A 20408-nucleotide genomic window follows, 5' to 3' on the forward strand; every position below is an offset into this window, starting at 1 on the left:
GACGCGCGAGCTGCCCCTGGAGCGGCTACGACCGCGTGGCCCAGGACTCCTCGTCGGCTGCGAAGGCGGGCATCCGCCGCCCCTCGGTGCCGCCGCCGCGCGGACCCGGGACGTCGCGGAATGCATAGGGCACCGCTTCGCGTCCGGGTTGGCATACCCAGCACTGTCCGGTGACACCCGACGTGACGAGGCCGTGCACCGCGTCCGCGATCTGCGAAGGCTCCATGATCGGGAACCCCGCGCCACGCAGCGCGTCCTTCGCCGCCTGCGTGAGGATGTTCGTGTCGACGATCCCGGGGTTCACCGTGTTCACGGTGATGTTCTTCGCGACGAGCGTCGGCGCGGCGGAGCGGACCAGGCCGACGACCGCGTGCTTGCTCGCGTCGTACACGGGATCCGGAGGGAACGGGATGATGCCCGCGAGCGACGACGTCGCGACGATCGCGCCGCCGCGCGCTTCCATCGCGCGGATCGCGGCGCGCAGCCCGAAGACGACACCGTCGACGTTCACGCGCATGAGCCGGTGGTAATCGTCGTCGACGAGCGTGGTGAGATCCGCGACGCCGATCGAGATGCCCGCGTTGAGGAACGCGATGTCGACCACATCGAACGTCTCGACGCACGCGCCGAACGCGGCGTTCACCTCGGTCGAGTTGCCCATGTCGGCGACGAAGAAGGAACCGCCGACTTCCTCGGCGACCGCGCGGGCCGATGCCTCGTCGCGGTCGACGACGAAGACGCGTGCGCCCGCGTCCGCGAGCCGGCGGCAGGTTGCCCGGCCGATGCCGGAACCCCCGCCCGTGATCAGCGCGACCTTGCCGTCGAGGCGGCCGTCGGCGCTCATGCGGCTCCGACCGCCGGCGCTCGATCCGATGGACGCCCCATCATTCGTGCGCTGACCGCGCCTCCGGTCTGCGCCTGGCCGCTCACGGGTTCAAGATGACGAGGCGCGACTCCGTCATCTCCTCCACCGCGTATCGCGGGCCCTCGCGTGTGTTCCCGCTGTCGCGCAGGCCGCCGTACGGCTGCTGGTCGGCGCGGAACGTCGGCACCTCGTTCACGAGCACGCCGCCGTAGTCGAGCGTGCGCGCGGCACGCAGCGCGGCGTCGAGCTCGCGCGTGAAGACCGCGGCTTGGAGGCCGTAGCGCGAGTCGTTCGCGAGGCGCAGGGCCTCGCCGTAGTCGGTGTAGGTCGCGACGCCGACCACCGGGCCGAACACCTCGCCCGCGCACACCTTCATCTCCGGCGTCACGTGCGTGAGGACCGTCGGCCGGAGCACGCCGTCCTCGCCGATCTTGCCGCCGCACGCGAGCTGCGCGCCCTGGCTCAGCGCTTCCTCGACCCACGACGCGACGCGGTCGCGCTCGCCCGCCGAGATCAACGCCGACACGTCGGTCGCCTCGTCGAGCGGGTCACCGACGTTCAGCGCCTCGACCAACGGGGTGAGCGCGTCGAGGAAACGATCGCCGATCGACTCGTGCACGTAGATGCGCTGCGTCGAGATGCACGACTGGCCCGCGTGACTGAAGCCCGCGACCGAGACCTTCTTCGCGGCGGTCTCGAAGTCGGCGGAGGGCTCGAGGATCAGCGGCGCGTTGTTGCCGAGCTCGAGCCCGACCTTCTTGCGCGCGGCCTTGGCGCGGATGCCCCAGCCGACGTCGGGTGACCCCGTGAACGTGATCATCGCGATGTCGTCGTGCTCGACGATCGCGTTGCCGACGCTGCCGCCGCTGCCGGTGACGAGGTTGAGGTGCCCGCGCGGCAGTCCGCACTCGTCGAGGAGGAGCCGCGCGAGCGCGATCGCCGACAGCGGTGTCTGGCTCGCCGGCTTCAACACGACCGGGCACCCGGCTGCGATCGCGGGCGCGAGCTTGTGCGCGACGAGGTTGAAGGGGAAGTTGAACGGGCTGATCGCGCCGACGACGCCGATCGGGACCCGCAGGGTGAACGCGAGCTTTCCCTCACCCGCGGCGCTCGCGTCCATCGGCACCATCTCGCCGGTGAGGGAGCGTGCGGCGACCGCCGCGAACGTGAAGGTCGAGATCGCGCGTTGCGCCTCGACGCGCGCCGTCTTGATCGGTTTCGCCGACTCGGTCGCGATGATGCGCGCGAACGGCTCGATCCGTTCCGATATCAGGCGCGCCGCGGTGTCGAGGATCTCGGCGCGCTTCCAGGCGGGCAGGGGATCGGCCTGGTAGACCGAGCGCGCCGCGGCCACCGCGGCGTCGACCTCGCGCGCGCCGCACGCGGGGACGCGGCCGAGCAGCTCGTTGTCGTACGGCGCGCGCACCTCGATCCACTCGCCGGTGGTGACCTCGTCGGAACCGATCGGCAGCGCGTGGTCGGTGCTCGTCATCGTCGCTCCTCCCGTCGCGTCGTCGCTTCGTCGCGGCGCGCGGCCACCCTAATGGCGGCGGAGGGCCTTCCGATCGGGTCGGATCAGGCGTGCGTGGGGAGATCGAAGCCGCTGCGCTCCGCGTGCTCACGCAGGATCAGCCAGTCTTCGAAGTCGGCCTCGGCACTCTCCTCCGGGCAGGCGACGCCGACGACCTCGGGCACGTTCCACTTCGGCGCGTGGAGGTCTCGGTTCTTGAAGTCGAGGACCTCGGCGATGTTGTTCGCCGCGGCGTCGCGCACGGTCAGCGGCTCGAGACCCCAGCGCCACTCGATCATCTTGAGCACCGACGTGTGGTCGTAGAGATCGTGTGCGACGTGATGACGACGAGCGAACGGCGAGATCACGAACGCGGGGACGCGGAAGCCGCGCAGGCGCGCGTCGGGATTGGCGTCGGGGGCCTTGCGCGGTCGCACGTGGTCGAAGAAACCGCCCCACTCGTCGTAGTTGATCACGAGCACGGTGCTGTCCCAGGCGGGGCTGTTCGTGATCGCGTCGTAGACCTGGTTCAGCCAGTACTGGCCGACGCGGATGTCGGAGTGCGGGTGGTCGTCGCCCGCGGTGCCGGAACCCTCGTCGAGGAACTTGGGATCGACGAACGAGACCGCGGGAAGGTTGCCGCTCGCGCAATCGTCCTGGAACTGCGTGTACGGATGCGTGATATCCGAGTACTTCGACCCCCACAGCGCGATGAACGGGAGGTCGGTGTAGTAGTACGCGGCGCTCACGTCGGCGGCGGCCAGCGAGTCCCAGATGGTGGGCAGCGTGGTGGGGTACGTACCGCCGTTGTTGAGTCGGTCGGTCTGCGCCGCGTGCATGAAGAAGCGGTTCGGGTACGTCGACGCCATGATCGCGGCGAAGTACTTGTCGCAGACGGTCCAGTACGGCGCCGCATGACGGTAGAAATCGAGATCGGCGCCCTTGTAGTAGCCGATCGAGTATTCGTCGTTGGCGCCGAGCAGCCATCCGTCGCACGCGCCGCCGTTGAGCTGGGTGCGGCCGCCGTCCCACGAGTGGTCGGGATCCGGGTGGCCGCAGCCCTGCCACTCCGTGAGGTGCTGGGTGCGATGGCGCTTGCCTGCGGGATCCGCGAACGAGAGCCCGGCTTGGGTGCCGTTCGCGCCGGGCAGCCATCCGAGGAAGTGGTCGAAGGAGCGGTTCTCCATCATCACCACGACGACGTGCTCGATACCGGACTTCTTGGGCTGCGGCAACGCCGTCCGCCGGGGCAGCAGCATGTCGGCCGCCGAGCTGCCCGTCGTCCCGAGCAGCGATGCGACACCGGCCACGCCCGCCAGCCCGGCACCCCGCGCGAGCAGCTCGCGCCGGCTGAGACCTGAATCCGCACGATCGTCCGTCATCGGGCGAGAGTCGCGCGCCGCGTCACGCCCGGTCAACGCCGGCGCGCGCCGTGAGGTGAGAAGCGGCGCCGTTTGGGTAGCCTCGTCTCGATGCCGAGTGCTCCGGTCAAGCCGTATCTGCCCGAAGGGCGCGTGCGTCGACGGCTTCCGTTCGATCTCTGGATCCCGATCGCGATCGTCGTCGCCGTGGCTGCGGTCGCCGTGCTCGCGTCCGCGCTGCGCACCGGTCCCTACGTATCGAGCGTGACGTTCGACAACCCGAACACCTACGCGTTCGAGGCATCGGTCTCGGGTGGGTCGCACGGCGCGACGCTGCTGCTCGGCAACATTTCGGCGAAGAATCACACGACCGTGCGGTCCGTCTTCGACGAGGGCTCGACGTGGACGTTCCGGTTCTCGTCGCAGGGCCGTTCCGTCGGCGCGGTCGTCATGAGTCGCGCCGACCTCGCGGCCGCGAACTGGCACGTGCAGCTGCCCGACCGCTTCGGCGATTCGCTGACGCGCGCCGGCGTCCCGCAGACGTTCTGACGGCGCCGGCGTGAGCACGCCCGCATACCGAGAGGACGCGCCGTCGTCGGCGCTGCGCGCCGTCGTGGTGTGCACGTGGTCGCGCGATGGATCGCAGAGCGAGCGCGACGTGATCCTGCCCGATGGCTGTGTCGACATCGTGTGGGACGGCGAGTCGCTCTTCGTCGCCGGTCCCGACACCGGACCGGTCGTGCTCGACTCACTCGAGGCTCGGCGCGCGCACAGCGGGTTGCGGTTCCGTCCCGGTGTGTCGCCCGCGTTCCTCGGCGTTCCTGCGAGTGAGATCCGCGATCAACGCGTCCCGCTCGACGCGTTGTGGGACGGATCACGCGCGCGGCGACTCACCGACGATCTCGTGACGGGTTCGATGCCCGCGACCTCGATGCTCGAGCGCGCGGTGCTCGAGCACGCGTACGAGCCCGTCGACGCGCTCGCGACCGGGGCCGTGCGCGCGATCGCGCGTGTGCCGTCGACCCACGTCGACGCGCTCGCCGATCGACTCGGTGTCAGCGAGCGCACGCTGCACCGACGCGTGCTCGGGGCCGTGGGCTACGGGCCGAAGGTGCTGGCCCGCATCGTGCGTTTCCGTCGCTTCCTTGCGCTCGCGTCGCGCCGCGACGCGCTCAGCCTCGCCGATCTCGCGCATTCCGTCGGCTATGCCGACCAGGCCCACCTCGCGCGTGAGTGCCGCGCGCTGGCGGACCGGACGCCCGCGGATCTCGCCGGCGCGCACTCCGAGCGCGATGTCCGATTCGTACAAGACGGGTTGACGGTCGCGCGCGGATGATGGCGGCAGGAACGCCTGACTGAAAGGTGCCGTCATGAACGTCCGTTTCGTTGCCAGCTTCGCGCCCATCGTCCGTGATGTCCCGGCGACCCGTGCGCTCTACCGCGACACGATCGGCCTCACGTTCGAAGGCGAGGCCGACGACTACTCCTTCACCGAGAAGCTCGACGGTGTGAAGCACTTCGGGCTGTGGCCGCTCACCGAAGCCGCGAAGGCGTGCTACGGCACCGCCGAGTGGCCCGCCGACGTGCCCGTGCCGCAGGCGTCGGTCGAGTTCGAGGTCGACGACGTGCCCGCCGCCGCAGCCGAGCTCCAGGCCGCGGGCTACGAGCTCGTGCACGAGACGCGCACCGAGCCGTGGGGTCAGACGATCGCGCGTGTGCTCGACCCGAACGGCCTCATCGTCGGCGTCTGCGTCACACCGCATCTGCAATGAGACGCTCGTAGTGCGCGCGGCTGGGAGTGATGCCGACGAGACCTGGCGCGCGTTGTCGGACTCCCTCGAGCAGACGTGGACGCAGCTCGACGCGCGGCTCGCGGGCCTGACCGACACCGAGGCGCTCTGGGAACCGGTCGCGGATTGCTGGTCGGTGCGCGCGAGCCCCAACGGCTCCGTGACCGCCGACTGGCTCGACGGGCCCGACGATCCCGATCCGGCACCGGTCACGACGATCGCGTGGAGGCTGTGGCACATCGCGGTCGACTGCCTCGACTCGTACTCGGCGCGCGCGTTCGACCGGACCGGAACCGGGCTGCACGCGACCGCGTGGGTGCTCGAGACGTCACGCGCTCGGGATCTCCTGAGGCAGGCGTGGCAGGTGTTCGTCGCGGGGCTCGAGACGCGGGCGCCCGACGGCCTGTACGAGCTGCTCGGTCCGCAGTGGCGCGGTGACGCAGACAAGACCTACCTCGCGCTCGCCCTGCACGCGCAACGCGAGGTGGTGCACCACGGCGCCGAGATCGCGCTGCTGCGCGACTTGTACCGCGGGCACGGTCTCGGTTCATAGGCGCATTTCCCGTGCGAAACGCCCGCCGCTAGCCTGCGCCGCCGGAGGCCCGTCGGGGGTTGCATCAAGGAGGATGGGAACATGCGACGCATGACTTCGCGCGCGGTGAGCGCGTTCGGGGCGGTCACACTCGCCGCCGCAGTGTGGGGTGCGGGTGCGGTTCCCGCAGGTGCGCGCGTCGCGACGCGACCGGCGCATGCCACACCGGCCGGCGCGCACCTCAGCGCGGCCGGAAGCTACGAGGCGACGGTGCCCGCGGCGCGGATCAACAGCCACCTCGTGATCACGCAAGGTCCCGAGGCCGCCAACTCCGGGACGTTCGAGTTCACCGACATCGGTGACTACGGCAACTGGATCACGCAGGGCCACTCGATCGCGATGATGATCGCGTCGTCGGAACAAGGGCACGCGGGCGTCGTGCTCGTCGGCCACGTCACGCCGCACGGCATCGCCGGTTGGGTCGACATCCCGGGTTGGGGCCAGATCACGTGGTCGGCGACGCGCGACGGCTCGACCGCGAGCGCGGCGAAGCGCGTCGCGAGTGAGCGGAACCAGCTCGCGGCGCAGGAGCAGCAGCCGCCGGGTAACGCGTCGGGCACGTACGGCGTGCAGTTCCCGCAGGGTCCGACGTTCTCCGACACGCTCGTGCTCAGCCACGACCGGTTCTCGTCGCGTTCGGGTCGCTTCTCGCTCGTGAACCTCGCCGACACCGGCAATTGGGTGCAGATGGGCAAGCACGTCGCGCTCGGCATCTCGAGTGGTGAGGACGCGGGCGTCGTCATGATCGGCACGCGCACGACGAGCGGCTTCAACGGCGCGGGCACGCCCGGGCACTACTTCCAGCCGACGAGCGGCGTGTTCGACTGGTACGCGACGAAGACGAGCTGACGGCCGATCGCGTACTCGCTTCGGCCGGCGCGCGCCGATTGCGACGCCGCCGAATCGGGTACGCGGCCCGATATGGCCGAGAGGATCGTCGTCGGGTTCGACAACTCACCGGCGGCCCTGGCCGCGCTCGAATGGGCGAAGTGCCAGGCGCAACTCGTCGGCGCCGAGCTCGTCCTCGTGTACGTCTCGTCGGCCGCGCGTGCGTGGGAGCTCGCAGCCGCGCAGATCAACACCGACCCGATGCGCGCCGAGGCGAAGCGCCGGCTCGCGGGGGAGTGGACCGCGCCGCTGCGGGAGGCGGGGGTGCCGTACCGAGCGCGCGTGACCGAAGGTCGAGTCGCGGACGAGCTCATGAAGGTCGCGCGCGCCGAGGACGCTTCGCTCATCGTGGTCGGCATGACGGCGCGCGGCACGCTCACCGAGTTGGTGTTCGGCAGCACGCGCCACGACCTCTTGCACCACGCGGTCCGGCCCGTCGTCGCGGTGCCCGCACCCGCCGCGTAGCCGGCCCGGCACCGGCGTCGTCTCGGCCGCGGGCGATGGTGGACGTTTCGGGGTGCCGGATAACCTTTCGGAGTGGAGGGGGCCGAGCGAGGCGGTGAAAGGATCGAGCGCGGGGGCGCCAAGATCGCCCACATCTCCGCGCTCGACGGCGCTCGCGGCCTCGCGGTCGCGGGGGTGCTGCTCTTCCACGGCAACCACTTGCGGGGCGGCTACCTCGGGGTCGACTTCTTCTTCACGCTCTCTGGGTTCCTGATCACGACGCTGTTGCTCGCGGAGTCGAGTCGCAGCGGCGCCGTGAGCCTGGGCAACTTCTGGGCCCGGCGGGCGCGACGACTGCTGCCCGCGCTCGCGGTGCTGATGGTCGGCGTCGTCGTCTACGCCCAGGTGCTCGCCAAGCCCGGTGAGCTCTCACAGATCCGCGGCGACGCGTTCGCGACTTTGCTCTACGCGGCGAACTGGCACGAGATCTTCTCGCACACGAGCTACTTCGCGTTGTTCAGCGCGCCGTCGCCCCTGAACCACACGTGGAGCCTCGCGATCGAAGAGCAGTTCTACGTGATCTGGCCGCTGCTGTTCGTCGTGCTGCTCACGCGGTTCAAGCGCGCGACGCCGAAGGCGGTGCTGGCGACGTCGCTCGGCCTCGCGACCGTCTCGAGCGTGTTGATGGTGGTGCTCTACGACCCCGCGCACAACAACCGCGTGTACTTCGGGACCGACACGCGCGCGGCCGCGATCCTGTTCGGTGCCGCGCTCGCGGCGGCGCTCGCGGCGTACGGACCGCCGACGAGGCGCAGCGATCGGATCGCACTCGAGATCTCGGGCCTCGCGGGGCTCGCGGTGCTCGCGATCGCGTGGACGCGACTCGACGGGCAGTCGTCGACGCTCTATCGCGGTGGGTTCCTCGTGTGCGGCCTCGCGGCCACGGCGATCATCGCGACGGCGGTGCATCCCGACCGGATGCTCGTCGCCCGCGCGCTCTCGTTCGGTCCACTCTGCGGGCTCGGCCTCATCAGCTACGGCGTGTACCTGTACCACTGGCCGATCGACGTCGCGCTCGACGCGCAACGCGCCCATCTGAACGGATGGCCGCTGTTCGGATTGCAGACCGCCGTCGCGCTCGCCGCCGCGGTGTTGTCGTACCGCTACATCGAGCAGCCGATCCGGCGCGGGCGCGTGAACACCGTGCAGCTCCGCCGGCTCACGCCCGTGGTCGCGGTCGCGCTCGCGCTCGCGCTCTTTGCCACGACGAGCGGAGCGAGCTCGGCGCCGGCGGTGGCGGCGCCGAACACGCCGAGCTCGGCGAACCTCATGGTCGAGAGCGCGCTCGTGGCGCGCCAACGAGCGACAGCCGACGCGCCGCGCGTCATGGTCGTCGGGAACTCGGTCGCGTTCCTGCTCGCGCGCGGCTTCGTCGATCTGCAGGCGACGCCGAAGCCGGTCGTGTTCAACGGCTCCGTGCTCGGATGCATCTTTCCGCCCGAGATCCTGCGGCCGCCGGCCGAGGTGAACGGCGGCATCGTCGACCTCGCCCCGTGCCATCCGGCATGGGAAGCGCGCGCGGTCGCGGCCTTCCGTCCGACCGTCGTCTACTGGATCGCGAGCACGCGCGGCGCGATCGGCGGTAAGTACCGCGGGCAGACGATGACCGGCTGCTCACCTCTGTTCGACGAGGTGTACGAGCGCGACCTCCGGCGCGAGATCGCGCAGCTGGGCCGGTTCGGCGCCAAGGTCGTGATCACGACGTCGGCGTACTCACGCCGCGACGGCGCCGCGAACGATCCTGCACAGGACGACTGCGAGAACGCGATGCGGCGGAGCGTCGCGGCGGCGACGGGTTCGCAACTCGTCGACCTGTTCTCATACGTCTGCCCCAAGGGCGAGTGCCGGTCGAAGATCGACGGTGTCACCCTGCGGTCCGACGGTCTGCACTACGAGGGTGCAGGGGCGGATCTCGTCGCGCGCTGGCTCTACTCGCAGGTGCGCTCGCCGTAACGCCCGCAGATCCTGCCCGGGCGCGCGCGATGGTGCCGTTTTCGAGGGCGCGGATACCCTTTCGGAGTGGAGGGGGCCAGGGACGGGGCCGCGAGAATCGCGCACATCTCGGCGCTCGACGGCGCGCGCGGGATGGCGGTCGCGGGGGTGCTGCTCTTCCATGGCGACCACTTGCGGGGCGGCTATCTCGGCGTGGATTTCTTCTTCACGCTCTCTGGGTTCCTGATCACGACGCTGTTGCTCGCGGAGTCGAGTCGCAGCGGTGCCGTGAGCCTGGGCAACTTCTGGGCTCGGCGGGCGCGACGACTGCTGCCCGCGCTCGCGGTGCTGATGGTCGGCGTCGCGATCTACGCGCAGGTGCTCGCCAAGCCCGGTGAGCTCTCACAAATCCGTGGCGACGCGTTCGCGACGTTGTTCTACTTCGCGAACTGGCACGAGATCTTCTCGCACACCAGCTACTTCACTCTGTTCCTCGCGCCGTCGCCGCTGAACCACACGTGGAGCCTCGCGATCGAAGAGCAGTTCTACGTGATCTGGCCGCTGCTGTTCGTCGTGCTGCTCACGCGGTTCAAGCGTGCGACGCCGAAGGCGGTGCTGGTCACCTCGCTGGCGATGGCGAGCATCTCGAGCGGGTTGATGATCGCCTTGTACAACCCGGCGCACACGAACCGCGTCTATTTCGGGACCGACACGCGCGCGGCCGCGATCCTGTTCGGTGCCGCGCTCGCGGCGGCACTCGCTGCGTACGGACCGCCGACGCGCCGCAATGATCGGATCGCACTCGAAGCCGTCGGTCTCGTCGGTGTCGCGGTGCTCGCGGTCGCGTGGACGGGGCTCGACGGGCAATCGGCCGACCTCTATCGCGGTGGCTTCCTCGTCTGCGGCCTCGCGGCGACGGCGATCATCGCGACCGCGGTGCATCCCGACCGGATGCTCGTCGCGCGGGCGCTGTCGTTCGGTCCGCTGTGTGGTCTCGGTCTGATCAGCTACGGGCTGTACCTGTACCACTGGCCGATCGACATCGCGCTCGACGCGCAACGCGCGCACCTGCACGGTTGGCCGCTGTTCGGATTGCAGACCGCGGTCGCGCTCGCCGCCGCGCTCGTGTCGTACCACTACATCGAGCAGCCGATTCGTCGTGGCCGTGTGAGCGCGCTCCAGCTGCGCCGCTTGTCACCGGCAATCGCGCTCGGGCTCGCGGTCGCGTTGTTCGTCACGACGGCCGGCACCGGCAGCAGCGCGAGCGCGAGCGGGAGCGGCGCGATCACGGGCAAGTCGGCGCAGCTCGAGCTGCTCGCCGCGCACCGCGCACGAGCGCTTGCGTCGGCGGACGAGCCCCGCGTGATGATCGCGGGCGACTCGGTCGCCGATCTCCTCGCGCAGACGCTCCAGAGCATGCGGACCACGCCGCCCGTCGCCGTGTACAACGCGGGATATGCAGGCTGTAACTCGCTGCCGGGCGTGACGGAGAATCGGTCGCGACGTACCGACGGCTCGACCGTCGTCGAACCGACCGCGCCGTGCGATCCGGCGTGGGAGCTCCCGGCACTGGAGGCGTTCGATCCCGACGTCGTGGTGTGGCTCACGAGCAGCCCGGCCGACGACCTGATGCAGCACGGGCACTGGATCTCGACGTGCGGCGCGCGGTACGCGGACGAGTTCCGGCGCGAGCTCACGCGCGTCGTCGGCGTGCTGGGCTCGCACGGCGCGCATGTCGTGCTCACGACGTCGGCGTACCCGCGGTTCCGGAACGCCGACAACGACGCCGCGGCCGACTGCCAGAACCGGCTGCGGCGCCAGGTCGCGTCCGCCACCGGCACCAAGCTCGTCGATCTGTTCTCGTACGTCTGCCCGCACGGCAAGTGCCGCACGAAGCAGGACGGCGTGTTCCTCCGCTCGGACGGCATCCACTACGCCGGGCCCGGCGGACGGCTCATCGGCGCCTGGCTGCTGAAGCACCTCCGTTGACTCCGGACGCGGCGCGATGAAGGTGTGGGTCGCGACGACCGCGCTCGTGGCGTTCTTCGCTGTGGGTGGCTGGTACATGTGGCACGGCGACACGCCGTACACGCCTCCCGCGCCGACTGCCGCCGCGGTCGAGAAGGGGGCCGCGGCACGGATCACGGCCGCACGCTCCGCCGCCGAGACCGCGCCCACCGGATCGACGCGGGTGCTCCTCGTGGGGAACTCACTCGCGTACTACATCGGCAGCTCGTTCAAGGCGATTCCGTCGGTCGCAGTTCTCGACGCCGCGGTCACCGCGTGCACGTTTCCCCCTCAGATCGTCGGACAGCGAATCGCGCTCGCCGATGGTGCGTCCCTGTCGCGGGAGCCGTGTGCGCCCGCGTGGGAGTCCGATGTCGTGAGGGCCTTCCACCCGTCGATCGTGTTCTGGCTCGACGATGACCCGCCCCGTGGCGGGGGCACCTATCGCGGCAAGCCGATTGCGCCGTGCTCGGCGACCTACGACGCGCTGTACGAACGCGACCTGCGCGCCGAGATCGCGAAGCTCGGCGCGACGGGTGCAACGGTCGTCGTGACCACGTCGGCGTACTCGGGTATCGCCGGACACGGCGATGACCGCGCCGACGATTGCCAGAACCGCGCGAAGCGCGCGGCCGTGGCGCGGTCGACGGCTCGCCTCGTCGATCTCGCGGCGTTCGTGTGCCCGAGCGGACACTGCGTGACGAAGCGCAACGGGTTGGTGCTCCGGCCCGACGGTTTCCATTACGAAGGCCCGGGAGGCGAGTTCGTCGCGCGGTGGCTGCTCGGGCAGGTCCGTGGTACCTAGCTCACGACGAGAGCGGGAAGCACGTGACCTTGTTGCAATACGCCGAGTAGAACGCGTCGAGCAGATGTACATCGACCTGATCGTTGCCGTAGGTGCCGCGGCGGCTGTACGGCGGGATCAACGCGAGCTGGAGCAGCTTGCCCTGGTCGAGCGTGGGCGACTGCACAACGCCTTGCCGCAGCAGCTTCTGCACCGTTGGTGACGCGAGCGCGGCGACGGGGTCGGTCTGCATGCGGCCGAGCGCGCGGGTGAGCGCGAGCGCTTCGAGCGCGGGATAGGCGCGGTCGATTCGTTCGATCGCACCGGGCGCGAGGACGATCTCCTTGCCCTTCACCTCGCTCGCGAGCTCGTCGAGGAGCTTCGTGCGACGCGCCACGAGATCGTTGAACTCCGCGGTCCGACCGGGTCCGTACGGTTCCCACAGCAAGAGCGCGCCGGGGCCCGTCGGGGTGCGCGCGAGCTCGCTCGAGACCTGGATCGTCTGGATCTTCTTGGTCCAGTGGTAGCTCCGCTGCTTGCCGTAGATGGTGTCGGCATCGCTTTGGGGCACCTCGACGCGTACGCCGGCTTGCACGAGGCGGAAGATGAGCTGCGGCGCGAGCGAGAGGGTGGCGTCGGTGCCGACTTCGGTCACGAGCACCGGAGCGTTGCGGTTGATGTGCGAGAGCACCGCGCGGTCGAGACGGCGCTCGATCGCGAACTCCTTGACCTCTCGGTTGTGATCGTCCTTGTCGTTGACGACGACGACGGAACCGGCGATCAGCGCGGACACGACGAGGAGCGCCGGAGCAACGACGCGCCAGGTTCGAGCGCTCGGCGCGCGCTCGAGCGCGCGTCGGAGCAGCGGCGCGACGGCGATGCCGATCGCAGCCCAGGTGAGCAGGGCTGCGGTCCACGTCCAGCGGTAGAGGTTGACGCGGCTCGACTCGAAGCTGCGCGGCACGTTGCTGCCGTTGACGGCGCCGGCGACGAGCAGCACCAGCGCGACCCCCGCCAGTCGCGCCAGCGCGGGGGAACGGCGCCGCTGGCCCACGAGGATCGCACCCAGCACGACGACGACCGCGATCGCGAGGACCGTGCGCAGCGCACCGGCGGAGAAGATGAAGAAGTTCCCGGTTGTGTCGGTTCGCGTCAGCACGCCGTTCGGCGCGATCGCGTGCACGACCTGGTGCAGGCCGGCCGAGAAGCCCAGCGTCGGCCGCGTGTTGTCGCGCGCGAAGCGGACGATCGCGGTGAGGTTGCCGGGGTGACCCGTGAACTGTTGAACGAGCACGGGCGACCAGCACACGGCGAAGATCGCGGTCGAGACGAGCAACCATGGTCGCAGCGTTCCGCGCGGCGCGGACACGTGCTTGCGTCGGGCTGCAGCGAGCTGCACGACGATCGCGATCAGCATGACGGCAACGAGTACGAAGACGAGCAGCGCGTTCGCAAGATGTTGTTGCGCGGCGTAGCTCGCCACGAACGCGGTCAGCGGCAGGAGCCGGAAGTCGCCGTCGATCACCGCCCACACGAGCACGGCCGTACACAACAGCGAGTACATGGTCATGTTCGAGCTCAGCGTGTCGACGAGCACCGCAGTGCCGCCCGAGAACATGACCGCGAGGAGCAACACGCCGGCCCACAACATTGCGTTGAGGCCGAGGCGGCGGAAGAACACCCACGCGGCGATGAGCACGCCCGCCGCGTTGATCGCGGCGGCGGTGAGCAGCGGCCCCCACGTCATGCCGAGCAGTCGCAACGGGATCGCGAGGAGGTAGAACTCCATCGGACCCGGGTGGTTCGTCGAGATCAGGTCTCCGTAGAGCCCGGATGTCGACGGCAGGCCGGTGAGCGGCGGATGCCGGCTGAACACGTCGAGCGCACGCGTCGCGATGTTCGCCTCGTCGCCGCTGGGGATCCAGTGGTCGTGGTAGGAGCGGACGACCGCGACGACGAACGGCACGACGAGCAGGACGAACATCGCGATCGCGAGCTGCCGATCGCGGCCTACGAGATCGCGCAAACGGCGCGACGGCCGCGCGAACCAATTCGTCTCCGTCAGGTCGTTCACTTGTCAGGTGGAAGGGCGTAGACGGTGACGGATTCCTTGACGTTCTTGAACACGTGGCGGATGAGCGTGGCCTTGCAGACCGGCTTGTACCGCTGGAAGAGGAAGTACCAGGCGTTGTTCTCGACCTTCTTCTTCGAGAAGTAGCCCGCACGATGCGTCTCGAAGATGTCGTCGACGGTCAACACCGCGACGCGCGGTGGCCGGTTCTTGAACGTGGTCGCGAGCTCGACGTCGTTGATGATCTTCAGCTGCCGGGCGCGCTGCGTGGAGACGTCCTCGTAGGAGAACGGGCCGAGCGTGACGTTGGGCACCGGGCGACGGTGCGCCTGCAACACGACCTCTTCGAGCGAGAGCGCGAAGACCGTGTCGTGAGGCTTCGAGAATTCCTGCACGCAGCGCACGACTTCGTTCAGACCGGCGGGACTGCCGCCCCACCCCGGCGCACCGAGATAGTACTGATGCCCGCCGGTGATCGCGGAGATGACGATGCCGACCGCGAGCGCGCCCGACGCGAGCCGTGCGAAGACCCCGCTCGTCGGTCGCGGCACCCTTGATGCCGCGCGCATGAGCACGATCGTCGACATCACGATCACCGGCGCGGCGACCGGTGCGAAGTACTCCTCGGAGAAGAACTGCGCGGCAGTCTCGTGCAGGAAGACGAAGAGCACGACGCCGACGACGAGCGCCACGAGATCCAGGCGGCGGCGCAGCGTCGCTCGGATGTCGGCGTTCACGAGCACGGCGACGAGCGCGAGCGCGCCGAGCAGGAAGGGTCCCGGCCACGAGTGCGCCATCGCGTAGCTCCGCGACCAGTAGCGGCCGATGCCCGCGCTGCCGTGCGAACCGAGGTGGTGATAGGCGAGCAGGCCCCACGACGACCGGCTCCACTCGAGCAGCACGAGCACCACGACCGGGAAGATCGCGGCCGCGCTGGCGAGAACGACCCGGACGCGTGTCCGCTCGTCCGGCGAGAGCACGAGCAGGGCCAGGACCAGCACCACCGCGAGCGCGAAGCCCGTCGACCGGGTCTCGGCGAATCCGACCGCGAGCGCGGCCGCGACCGGATAGCGCACGCCCGGCGACGTGTTCGACGTGAGCGTGAAGAACACGGCCGACAGGAAGAGGCACGCGAGCGAATAGGTCTTCGTGATCGACAGCCAGTACGGCAGCGACGGGACCGTCGCCAGGAGGGCTGCGCACGAGACGAGTGCCGTCCACTTCCCGCCGATGCGGCGCGCCGCCGCGATCAGGAGCCCGATCGACACCGCCGTGCACACGACCGACACCGCCCGCGCGGTGTAGACGTCCGGTAGCAGCCGCACGAAGGGCGCGAGCACGTAGAGGTACGCGGGACCCTGCGTGAACGCGAAGTCGCGGTAGGGGAGCCGGCCCTGGCTGACGAAGCGCGCGCCGAGCGCATACCAGCCCTCGTCGCCGTTGACGACGCCGAGCCACGCGAAGACCGCGCCGATCGCAGCCGCGACGATGCCCGCGCCGAGTCCCGCGCGGAGGACTGCGCCGCTGCGCGGCGCGAGCGCTTGTTCCCGCCCCTCCACCGAGGCAGTGTCATCGACGTGCGCGTTGGCGCGCAAGACGGGGCGAACGGTACGGTCTGCGCGTATGGCGGGCGGCCGAGCGGGAGCTCGTGAGACGCTCGCTCGCGGTGCCCCCCGCGTCCGCGACGTTGCTCGCGAGCCGTCCGGCACTGGTGGGGCTCGATGGTGGTTGTTCGCCGTCGTCGCGTACGTGCCGCTCCTGCTGACCGATCCCGGCAAGGTCGCGTCGGACACGAAGTCGTACCTGTATCTCGATCCGTCGCGCATGCTCGCGGCGGCGCCGTCGATGTGGGATCCGCACGTCGGACTGGGCACGGTCACCCACCAGAACGTCGGCTACCTGTTCCCCATGGGGCCGTTCTTCTGGGTCCTCGAGCAGATCCTGAGAATGCCCTCATGGGTCGCGCAACGGCTCTGGCTCGGCACCTTGCTCTTCGCCGCGGGCATGGGCATGCGGTACCTGCTGAAGACGCTCGGCGTCGCCGGACCCGGCCTGCCCGTCGCGATGCTCGCCTACGCGTTCACGCCCTACGTCCTCGAGTACTCGGACCGGTTGAGCGTGCTGCTCGGTCCGTGGGCGGCGCTGCCGTGGCTGATCGCCTTCACCGCGCTCGCGTTGAGAACGCGCGGCTGGCGTTATCCGGCGTTGATCGCGCTGACGGTGCAGCTCGTCGGCGGCGTCAACGCGACCGCGCTGCTGTACGCGCTCATCGGACCGTTCGTGTACGCGATCTTCGCGGTCGCGGTCACGCGCGAGACCGACCGCCGCCGGCTGTGGTCGGCGCTGTGGCGGACCGCGTTGCTCACGACGATCACCTCGCTGTGGTGGCTCTCAGGTTTGTTCGTCGAATCGCGTTACGGGCTCGACGTGCTGCGCTTCACGGAGAAGATCACCGACGTCTCCGCGACCGCGTACCCCTTCGAGATCGTGCGGGGGCTCGGGTACTGGCTGTTCTACGGCCGCAACCCGGTGAACTGGTGGGACCGCGGGCTGCTCGACTTCACGCGCGACCCGGTGATCCTGCTCGCGAGCCTGTTGATCCCCACGCTCGCGATGCTCGCGTCGGCGATCGTGCGCTGGCGCTACCGGCTCTATTGCGTGATCCTCATCGTGCTCGGTGTCGCGATCGCCGTCGGCGCGGCGCCGTACAGCCACCCGTCGATCGTGGGCGGCGCGTTCAAGTCGTTCGCGACGTCGTCGACGCTCGGGCTCGCGCTGCGGAGCACCTCGCGCGCGACGCCGCTCGTGGCACTCGGCTTCGCGGCGCTGCTCGCCGCGGGCATCAACGCATTCGTCGTACGCATGCGCACCACGAGCCGTCCCGGTCTCGGCGTCGGTGTCGCCTTCGTCGTGGGCGCGCTGTGCCTCGTGAACGCGGTCGGCAGCTGGAAGGGCACCTACTACACGCCGAACTACGAGCGCGGCGCGGTGCCCGCATACTGGCGCAGCGCGCTGAAGGCCGCGAACGCGGGTCCGCAGGACACGCGTGTGCTCTCCATGCCCGGCTCCGGCGAGGCCGCGTACACCTGGGGCAACACGATCGACCCCATCGAGCCGGGACTCATCGACCGTCCCTTCGACGCGCGCGAGCTCGTGCCGATGGGTTCGGTCGCGGGCGCGGAGCTCCTGCAGGCACTCGACGGGCGCCTGCAGGACGGCACGCTCGACGCGAACGCGGTCGCGCCGATCGCGCGCCTGATGGCGGTCGGCGACGTGTTGTTGCGCAACGACCTGCAAACCGACGCGTTCAACCTCGTGCCCGCCGATGTCGCGTGGCGACTCTTCACCGCCCCGCAACCGTCGGGTCTGGCGACACCGCAGCACTACGGCACGAAACCCAAGGGCCGCCACATCGCGCCCGCGCTGCCCGACTTCACCGCGGTCCCGTCGTCGAACGACACGCCACCGCCGGTCGCGATCTTCCCGGTCGAGAACCCGCAACCGATCGTGCGCGTACAGGGCGCCGACGCGCCGGTCGTCGTCGCGGGGGATGGTGAAGGACTCGTCGATCTCGCGTCCGCGGGACTCCTCGACGCTGCGCGACCGATCCTCTACTCCGCGTCCTACGCGAAGCAGCCGAGCGCGTTGCGCGCGCTGCCCCAGAACGCGGTGCTCGTGCTCACCGACTCGAACCGTCGGCGCGCGCAACGAGGCGGGCTCACCGACGTGTACGGCCTGACCGAGACCGCCGGCGAGAAGCCGCTCGTGACCGATCCGAGCGATCAGCGCATCGAGGTGTTCCCCGGCGAGACCGACGCGTCGCGCACGGTCGCCGAGATCCCCGGCGTCCGCTCGGTCGAGGCGACGAGCTACGGCTCGATCTTCGGCTACACGCCGTCGCGCCGACCCGCCAACGCGTTCGACGGCGATCCGTCGACCGCGTGGGTGCCGTCGAACGCACGCAAGCAGAAGCTCGTCATCACGCTCGACAAGCCGATCACGACGGACCACGTCGACATCGCACTCACCGCGGGCGCGTCGTACATCGGCGCGGTGACGCTCCGCTTCGACGGCGCGCACCCGGTGCGCGTGAAACTCGACCCGTCGGCGCAGCAGCTGTCAGGGGAGCGCGCACAGTTCCCGACGCGCCAGTTCTCGAAGCTCGAGATCGACGTCGACCGCGTGCACAAGGGCCACGGCCTCGCCGCGTTCAATCCGGTCGGCATCTCCGAGGTGCGGATGGGTGACAACGGGCCGGGGGAGGCTCGGCTCGTGCGTGCCGTCGAGTCGATGCGACTGCCGACCGATCTGCTCGCCGCGCTCGGCACGTCGTCTTCACAGCACCCGCTCGTCGTCGTGATGTCGGCTGAGTCGACGATGGATCAGCTCGCGGTGCGCCGCACGTTCACGCTGCCGACCGCGCGCACGTTCTCCGTCTCGGGGAGCGCGGTTCTGTCGGACGCCGCCACCGACGGCGCGATCGACGCGATGCTCGGACGGCCGGATGCCGCGCACGGCGGGGTCACGGTGACGGGCTTCGGAGAGCTCGCGAGCCCGGCCGGCCGCGCGTTCAACGCGCTCGACGGCGACGCCACGACTGCGTGGAACACGCCCGTCGACCACGTCGACGGCGCACGGATGAGCGTCGCGCTGCCTACGGCGCGCACGATCGATCATCTCGATCTGAAGCTGCGCGCCGACGGCCGGCATTCGTTGCCGACGCAGTTGCGCATCACCGGCGACGACGGCACGCGAGTGGTGAAGCTCCCGTCGGCGCCCCTTGTGGCGACGAGCGGTGTCGACTCGGAATCGGTGTCGTTCGCGCCGCTGCACACGCGCCGGCTCAGCGTCACGATCACGAGGGCAAAACCGTTCGTGATGCGCAGTAACGACGGTGTGCACCTGTTGCCGGCCGGCGTCGCGGAGCTCGGGATTCCGGGTGTTTCCCTTGCACCCGCGCCCGCACAACTTCCCGGAACGTGCACGTCGGGACTCGTCACGATCGATGGTCACGAGGTCTCGGTTCGCGTCACCGGCTCCACTGTCGACGCGCTCCAGGGACGACCGGTCGCGGTCTCGGCGTGCGGTTCCTCCGAGGCGTCCGAGGCGGCCGAGTCGGTCGCGCTCGGCTCGGGATCGCACCAAGTGGTGTCGCTGCGCAACCGCCACGGCGTCACGAGCTCGACGCCGTTCGATCTTTCGCGCGTGGTGCTCGCGTCGGCGGGCGGCGGTTCGGCCGCGCCGGCGGCGTCGATCATGACGGCGCCCGATCGGTCGGTGACCGCGCCGGTGACCGTGCAGCATCAGACGCGCACGTCGATGAAGCTGCTCGTTCCCGCGTCCGACTCTCGCCGTTGGCTCGTGCTCGGCGAGAGCCTGAACTCGGGGTGGCATGCGACGATCGCCGGCCACGATCTCGGCCCGCCGCAACTCGTCGACGGCTACGCGAACGGTTGGTTGTTGCCGGCGAGCACCGTCGGGCACGCGGTGACCGTGTCGGTGGTGTGGACTCCGCAGCGGTACGTGTGGATCGCGCTGTGGCTGTCGCTCGTCGGCGGCATCGCGTGTCTCGTGATCCTCGGGTGGTCGTTGCTCACCGCGCGCCGACGGGTTGCCGCGGTCGCGCCGGTGCCGAGCGAAGATGCGTCGATCACCGTGCGCCCGCCGCTGCTCGAGCCCGCGTTGACGAGCGATACGCGGTTGTCCGTCGGTGCGGTCGTCGTCCTCGCGGTGCTCGCCGGCGTCGTCGTGCATCCGTGGGTCGGACTGCTGGTCGGCGCGCTGACGTATGCCTCGATTCGCGATCGTCGCGCGCGGCTCGTCGTCCGCTACGCGCCGGTCGCGATCGTCGCGTTCATCGCGCTGTACATGGCGGGCGCGCAGGCGATCGAGCACTACGCCACCGGCACGCACTGGCCGTCGATCTTCTCGTGGGCGCGCGTGCCGATGTGGATCGCGCTGTTCCTGCTGCTCGTCGACGCGACCGTCGAGTGGCTGTGGCGGCGTACCTCGCCGCCGTAGCGGTCCCGTCGCCGCCGGTTGTCCCTCGCAAGACGAGCCGATCGACCTATTGGCCCGGCCGCTCGAGTGCCTCAGAGTTGCGG

The 20408-nt window shown here is 70.0% G+C and carries 15 protein-coding genes; 10 read left to right on the forward strand and 5 right to left on the reverse strand.

What is annotated here, in order from left to right; all coding sequences use genetic code 11:
- Window positions 1-25: 25 nt before the first annotated feature.
- The 3 genes from VH914_03010 to VH914_03020 all read right to left on the reverse strand — a co-directional run bounded on the left by VH914_03010 (window position 26) and on the right by VH914_03020 (window position 3757).
- Window positions 26-844, reverse strand: coding sequence for an SDR family oxidoreductase (locus VH914_03010; protein HEX4490152.1), 819 nt, complete (start codon window positions 842-844; stop codon window positions 26-28).
- Between the two features lie 82 nt (window positions 845-926).
- Complete coding sequence (locus tag VH914_03015; protein ID HEX4490153.1) at window positions 927-2357, reverse strand: aldehyde dehydrogenase family protein; 1431 nt, start codon at window positions 2355-2357, stop codon at window positions 927-929.
- Window positions 2358-2440: 83 nt separating this feature from the next.
- Window positions 2441-3757: an alkaline phosphatase family protein gene (locus tag VH914_03020; GenBank protein ID HEX4490154.1), complete on the reverse strand. Its 1317-nt coding sequence runs from the start codon at window positions 3755-3757 to the stop codon at window positions 2441-2443.
- Window positions 3758-3847: 90 nt separating this feature from the next.
- On the opposite strand from VH914_03020, the gene VH914_03025 reads away from it, so the two are divergent.
- From VH914_03025 to VH914_03065, 9 genes are all read left to right on the forward strand, one after another.
- Window positions 3848-4285 carry a hypothetical protein gene (locus tag VH914_03025; protein ID HEX4490155.1) on the forward strand — a complete coding sequence of 146 codons (438 nt, stop codon included), beginning with the start codon at window positions 3848-3850 and terminating at the stop codon, window positions 4283-4285.
- Between the two features lie 10 nt (window positions 4286-4295).
- Window positions 4296-5072: a helix-turn-helix domain-containing protein gene (locus tag VH914_03030; GenBank protein HEX4490156.1), complete on the forward strand. Its 777-nt coding sequence runs from the start codon at window positions 4296-4298 to the stop codon at window positions 5070-5072.
- Between the two features lie 34 nt (window positions 5073-5106).
- Window positions 5107-5508, forward strand: a complete 402-nt coding sequence (locus tag VH914_03035; protein HEX4490157.1) for a VOC family protein — start codon at window positions 5107-5109, stop codon at window positions 5506-5508.
- A gap of 10 nt (window positions 5509-5518) precedes the next feature.
- A complete protein-coding gene (locus VH914_03040) occupies window positions 5519-6079 on the forward strand; it encodes a DinB family protein (protein ID HEX4490158.1) in 561 nt (186 codons plus the stop codon).
- Window positions 6080-6160: 81 nt separating this feature from the next.
- Window positions 6161-6967, forward strand: coding sequence for a hypothetical protein (locus VH914_03045; protein ID HEX4490159.1), 807 nt, complete (start codon window positions 6161-6163; stop codon window positions 6965-6967).
- A gap of 72 nt (window positions 6968-7039) precedes the next feature.
- Entirely contained in the window at window positions 7040-7471 is a 432-nt protein-coding gene (locus VH914_03050) for a universal stress protein (protein ID HEX4490160.1), read from the forward strand.
- Between the two features lie 72 nt (window positions 7472-7543).
- Window positions 7544-9463 (forward strand): acyltransferase family protein, encoded by a 1920-nt coding sequence (locus VH914_03055; protein HEX4490161.1) that lies wholly within the window; start codon window positions 7544-7546, stop codon window positions 9461-9463.
- Window positions 9464-9529: 66 nt separating this feature from the next.
- Entirely contained in the window at window positions 9530-11431 is a 1902-nt protein-coding gene (locus VH914_03060; protein HEX4490162.1) for an acyltransferase family protein, read from the forward strand.
- Window positions 11432-11447: 16 nt separating this feature from the next.
- On the forward strand, window positions 11448-12254 hold the full coding sequence (locus VH914_03065) for a hypothetical protein (protein HEX4490163.1): 807 nt from the start codon (window positions 11448-11450) through the stop codon (window positions 12252-12254).
- 1 nt (window position 12255) lies between these two features.
- Here the strand turns inward: VH914_03065 and VH914_03070 are convergent, their stop codons facing one another.
- Window positions 12256-14307, reverse strand: coding sequence for a hypothetical protein (locus VH914_03070; protein ID HEX4490164.1), 2052 nt, complete (start codon window positions 14305-14307; stop codon window positions 12256-12258).
- Window positions 14304-15863 (reverse strand): hypothetical protein, encoded by a 1560-nt coding sequence (locus VH914_03075; GenBank protein HEX4490165.1) that lies wholly within the window; start codon window positions 15861-15863, stop codon window positions 14304-14306. The genes VH914_03070 and VH914_03075 overlap by 4 nt, the downstream gene beginning before the upstream one ends.
- 169 nt (window positions 15864-16032) lie before the next feature.
- Between VH914_03075 and VH914_03080 the strand changes: the two genes are divergently transcribed.
- Window positions 16033-20325: an alpha-(1->3)-arabinofuranosyltransferase family protein gene (locus VH914_03080; GenBank protein ID HEX4490166.1), complete on the forward strand. Its 4293-nt coding sequence runs from the start codon at window positions 16033-16035 to the stop codon at window positions 20323-20325.
- Window positions 20326-20408: the final 83 nt, after the last annotated feature.

Source organism: Acidimicrobiia bacterium (assembly GCA_036271555.1).
GTDB lineage: Bacteria > Actinomycetota > Acidimicrobiia > IMCC26256 > PALSA-610 > DATBAK01.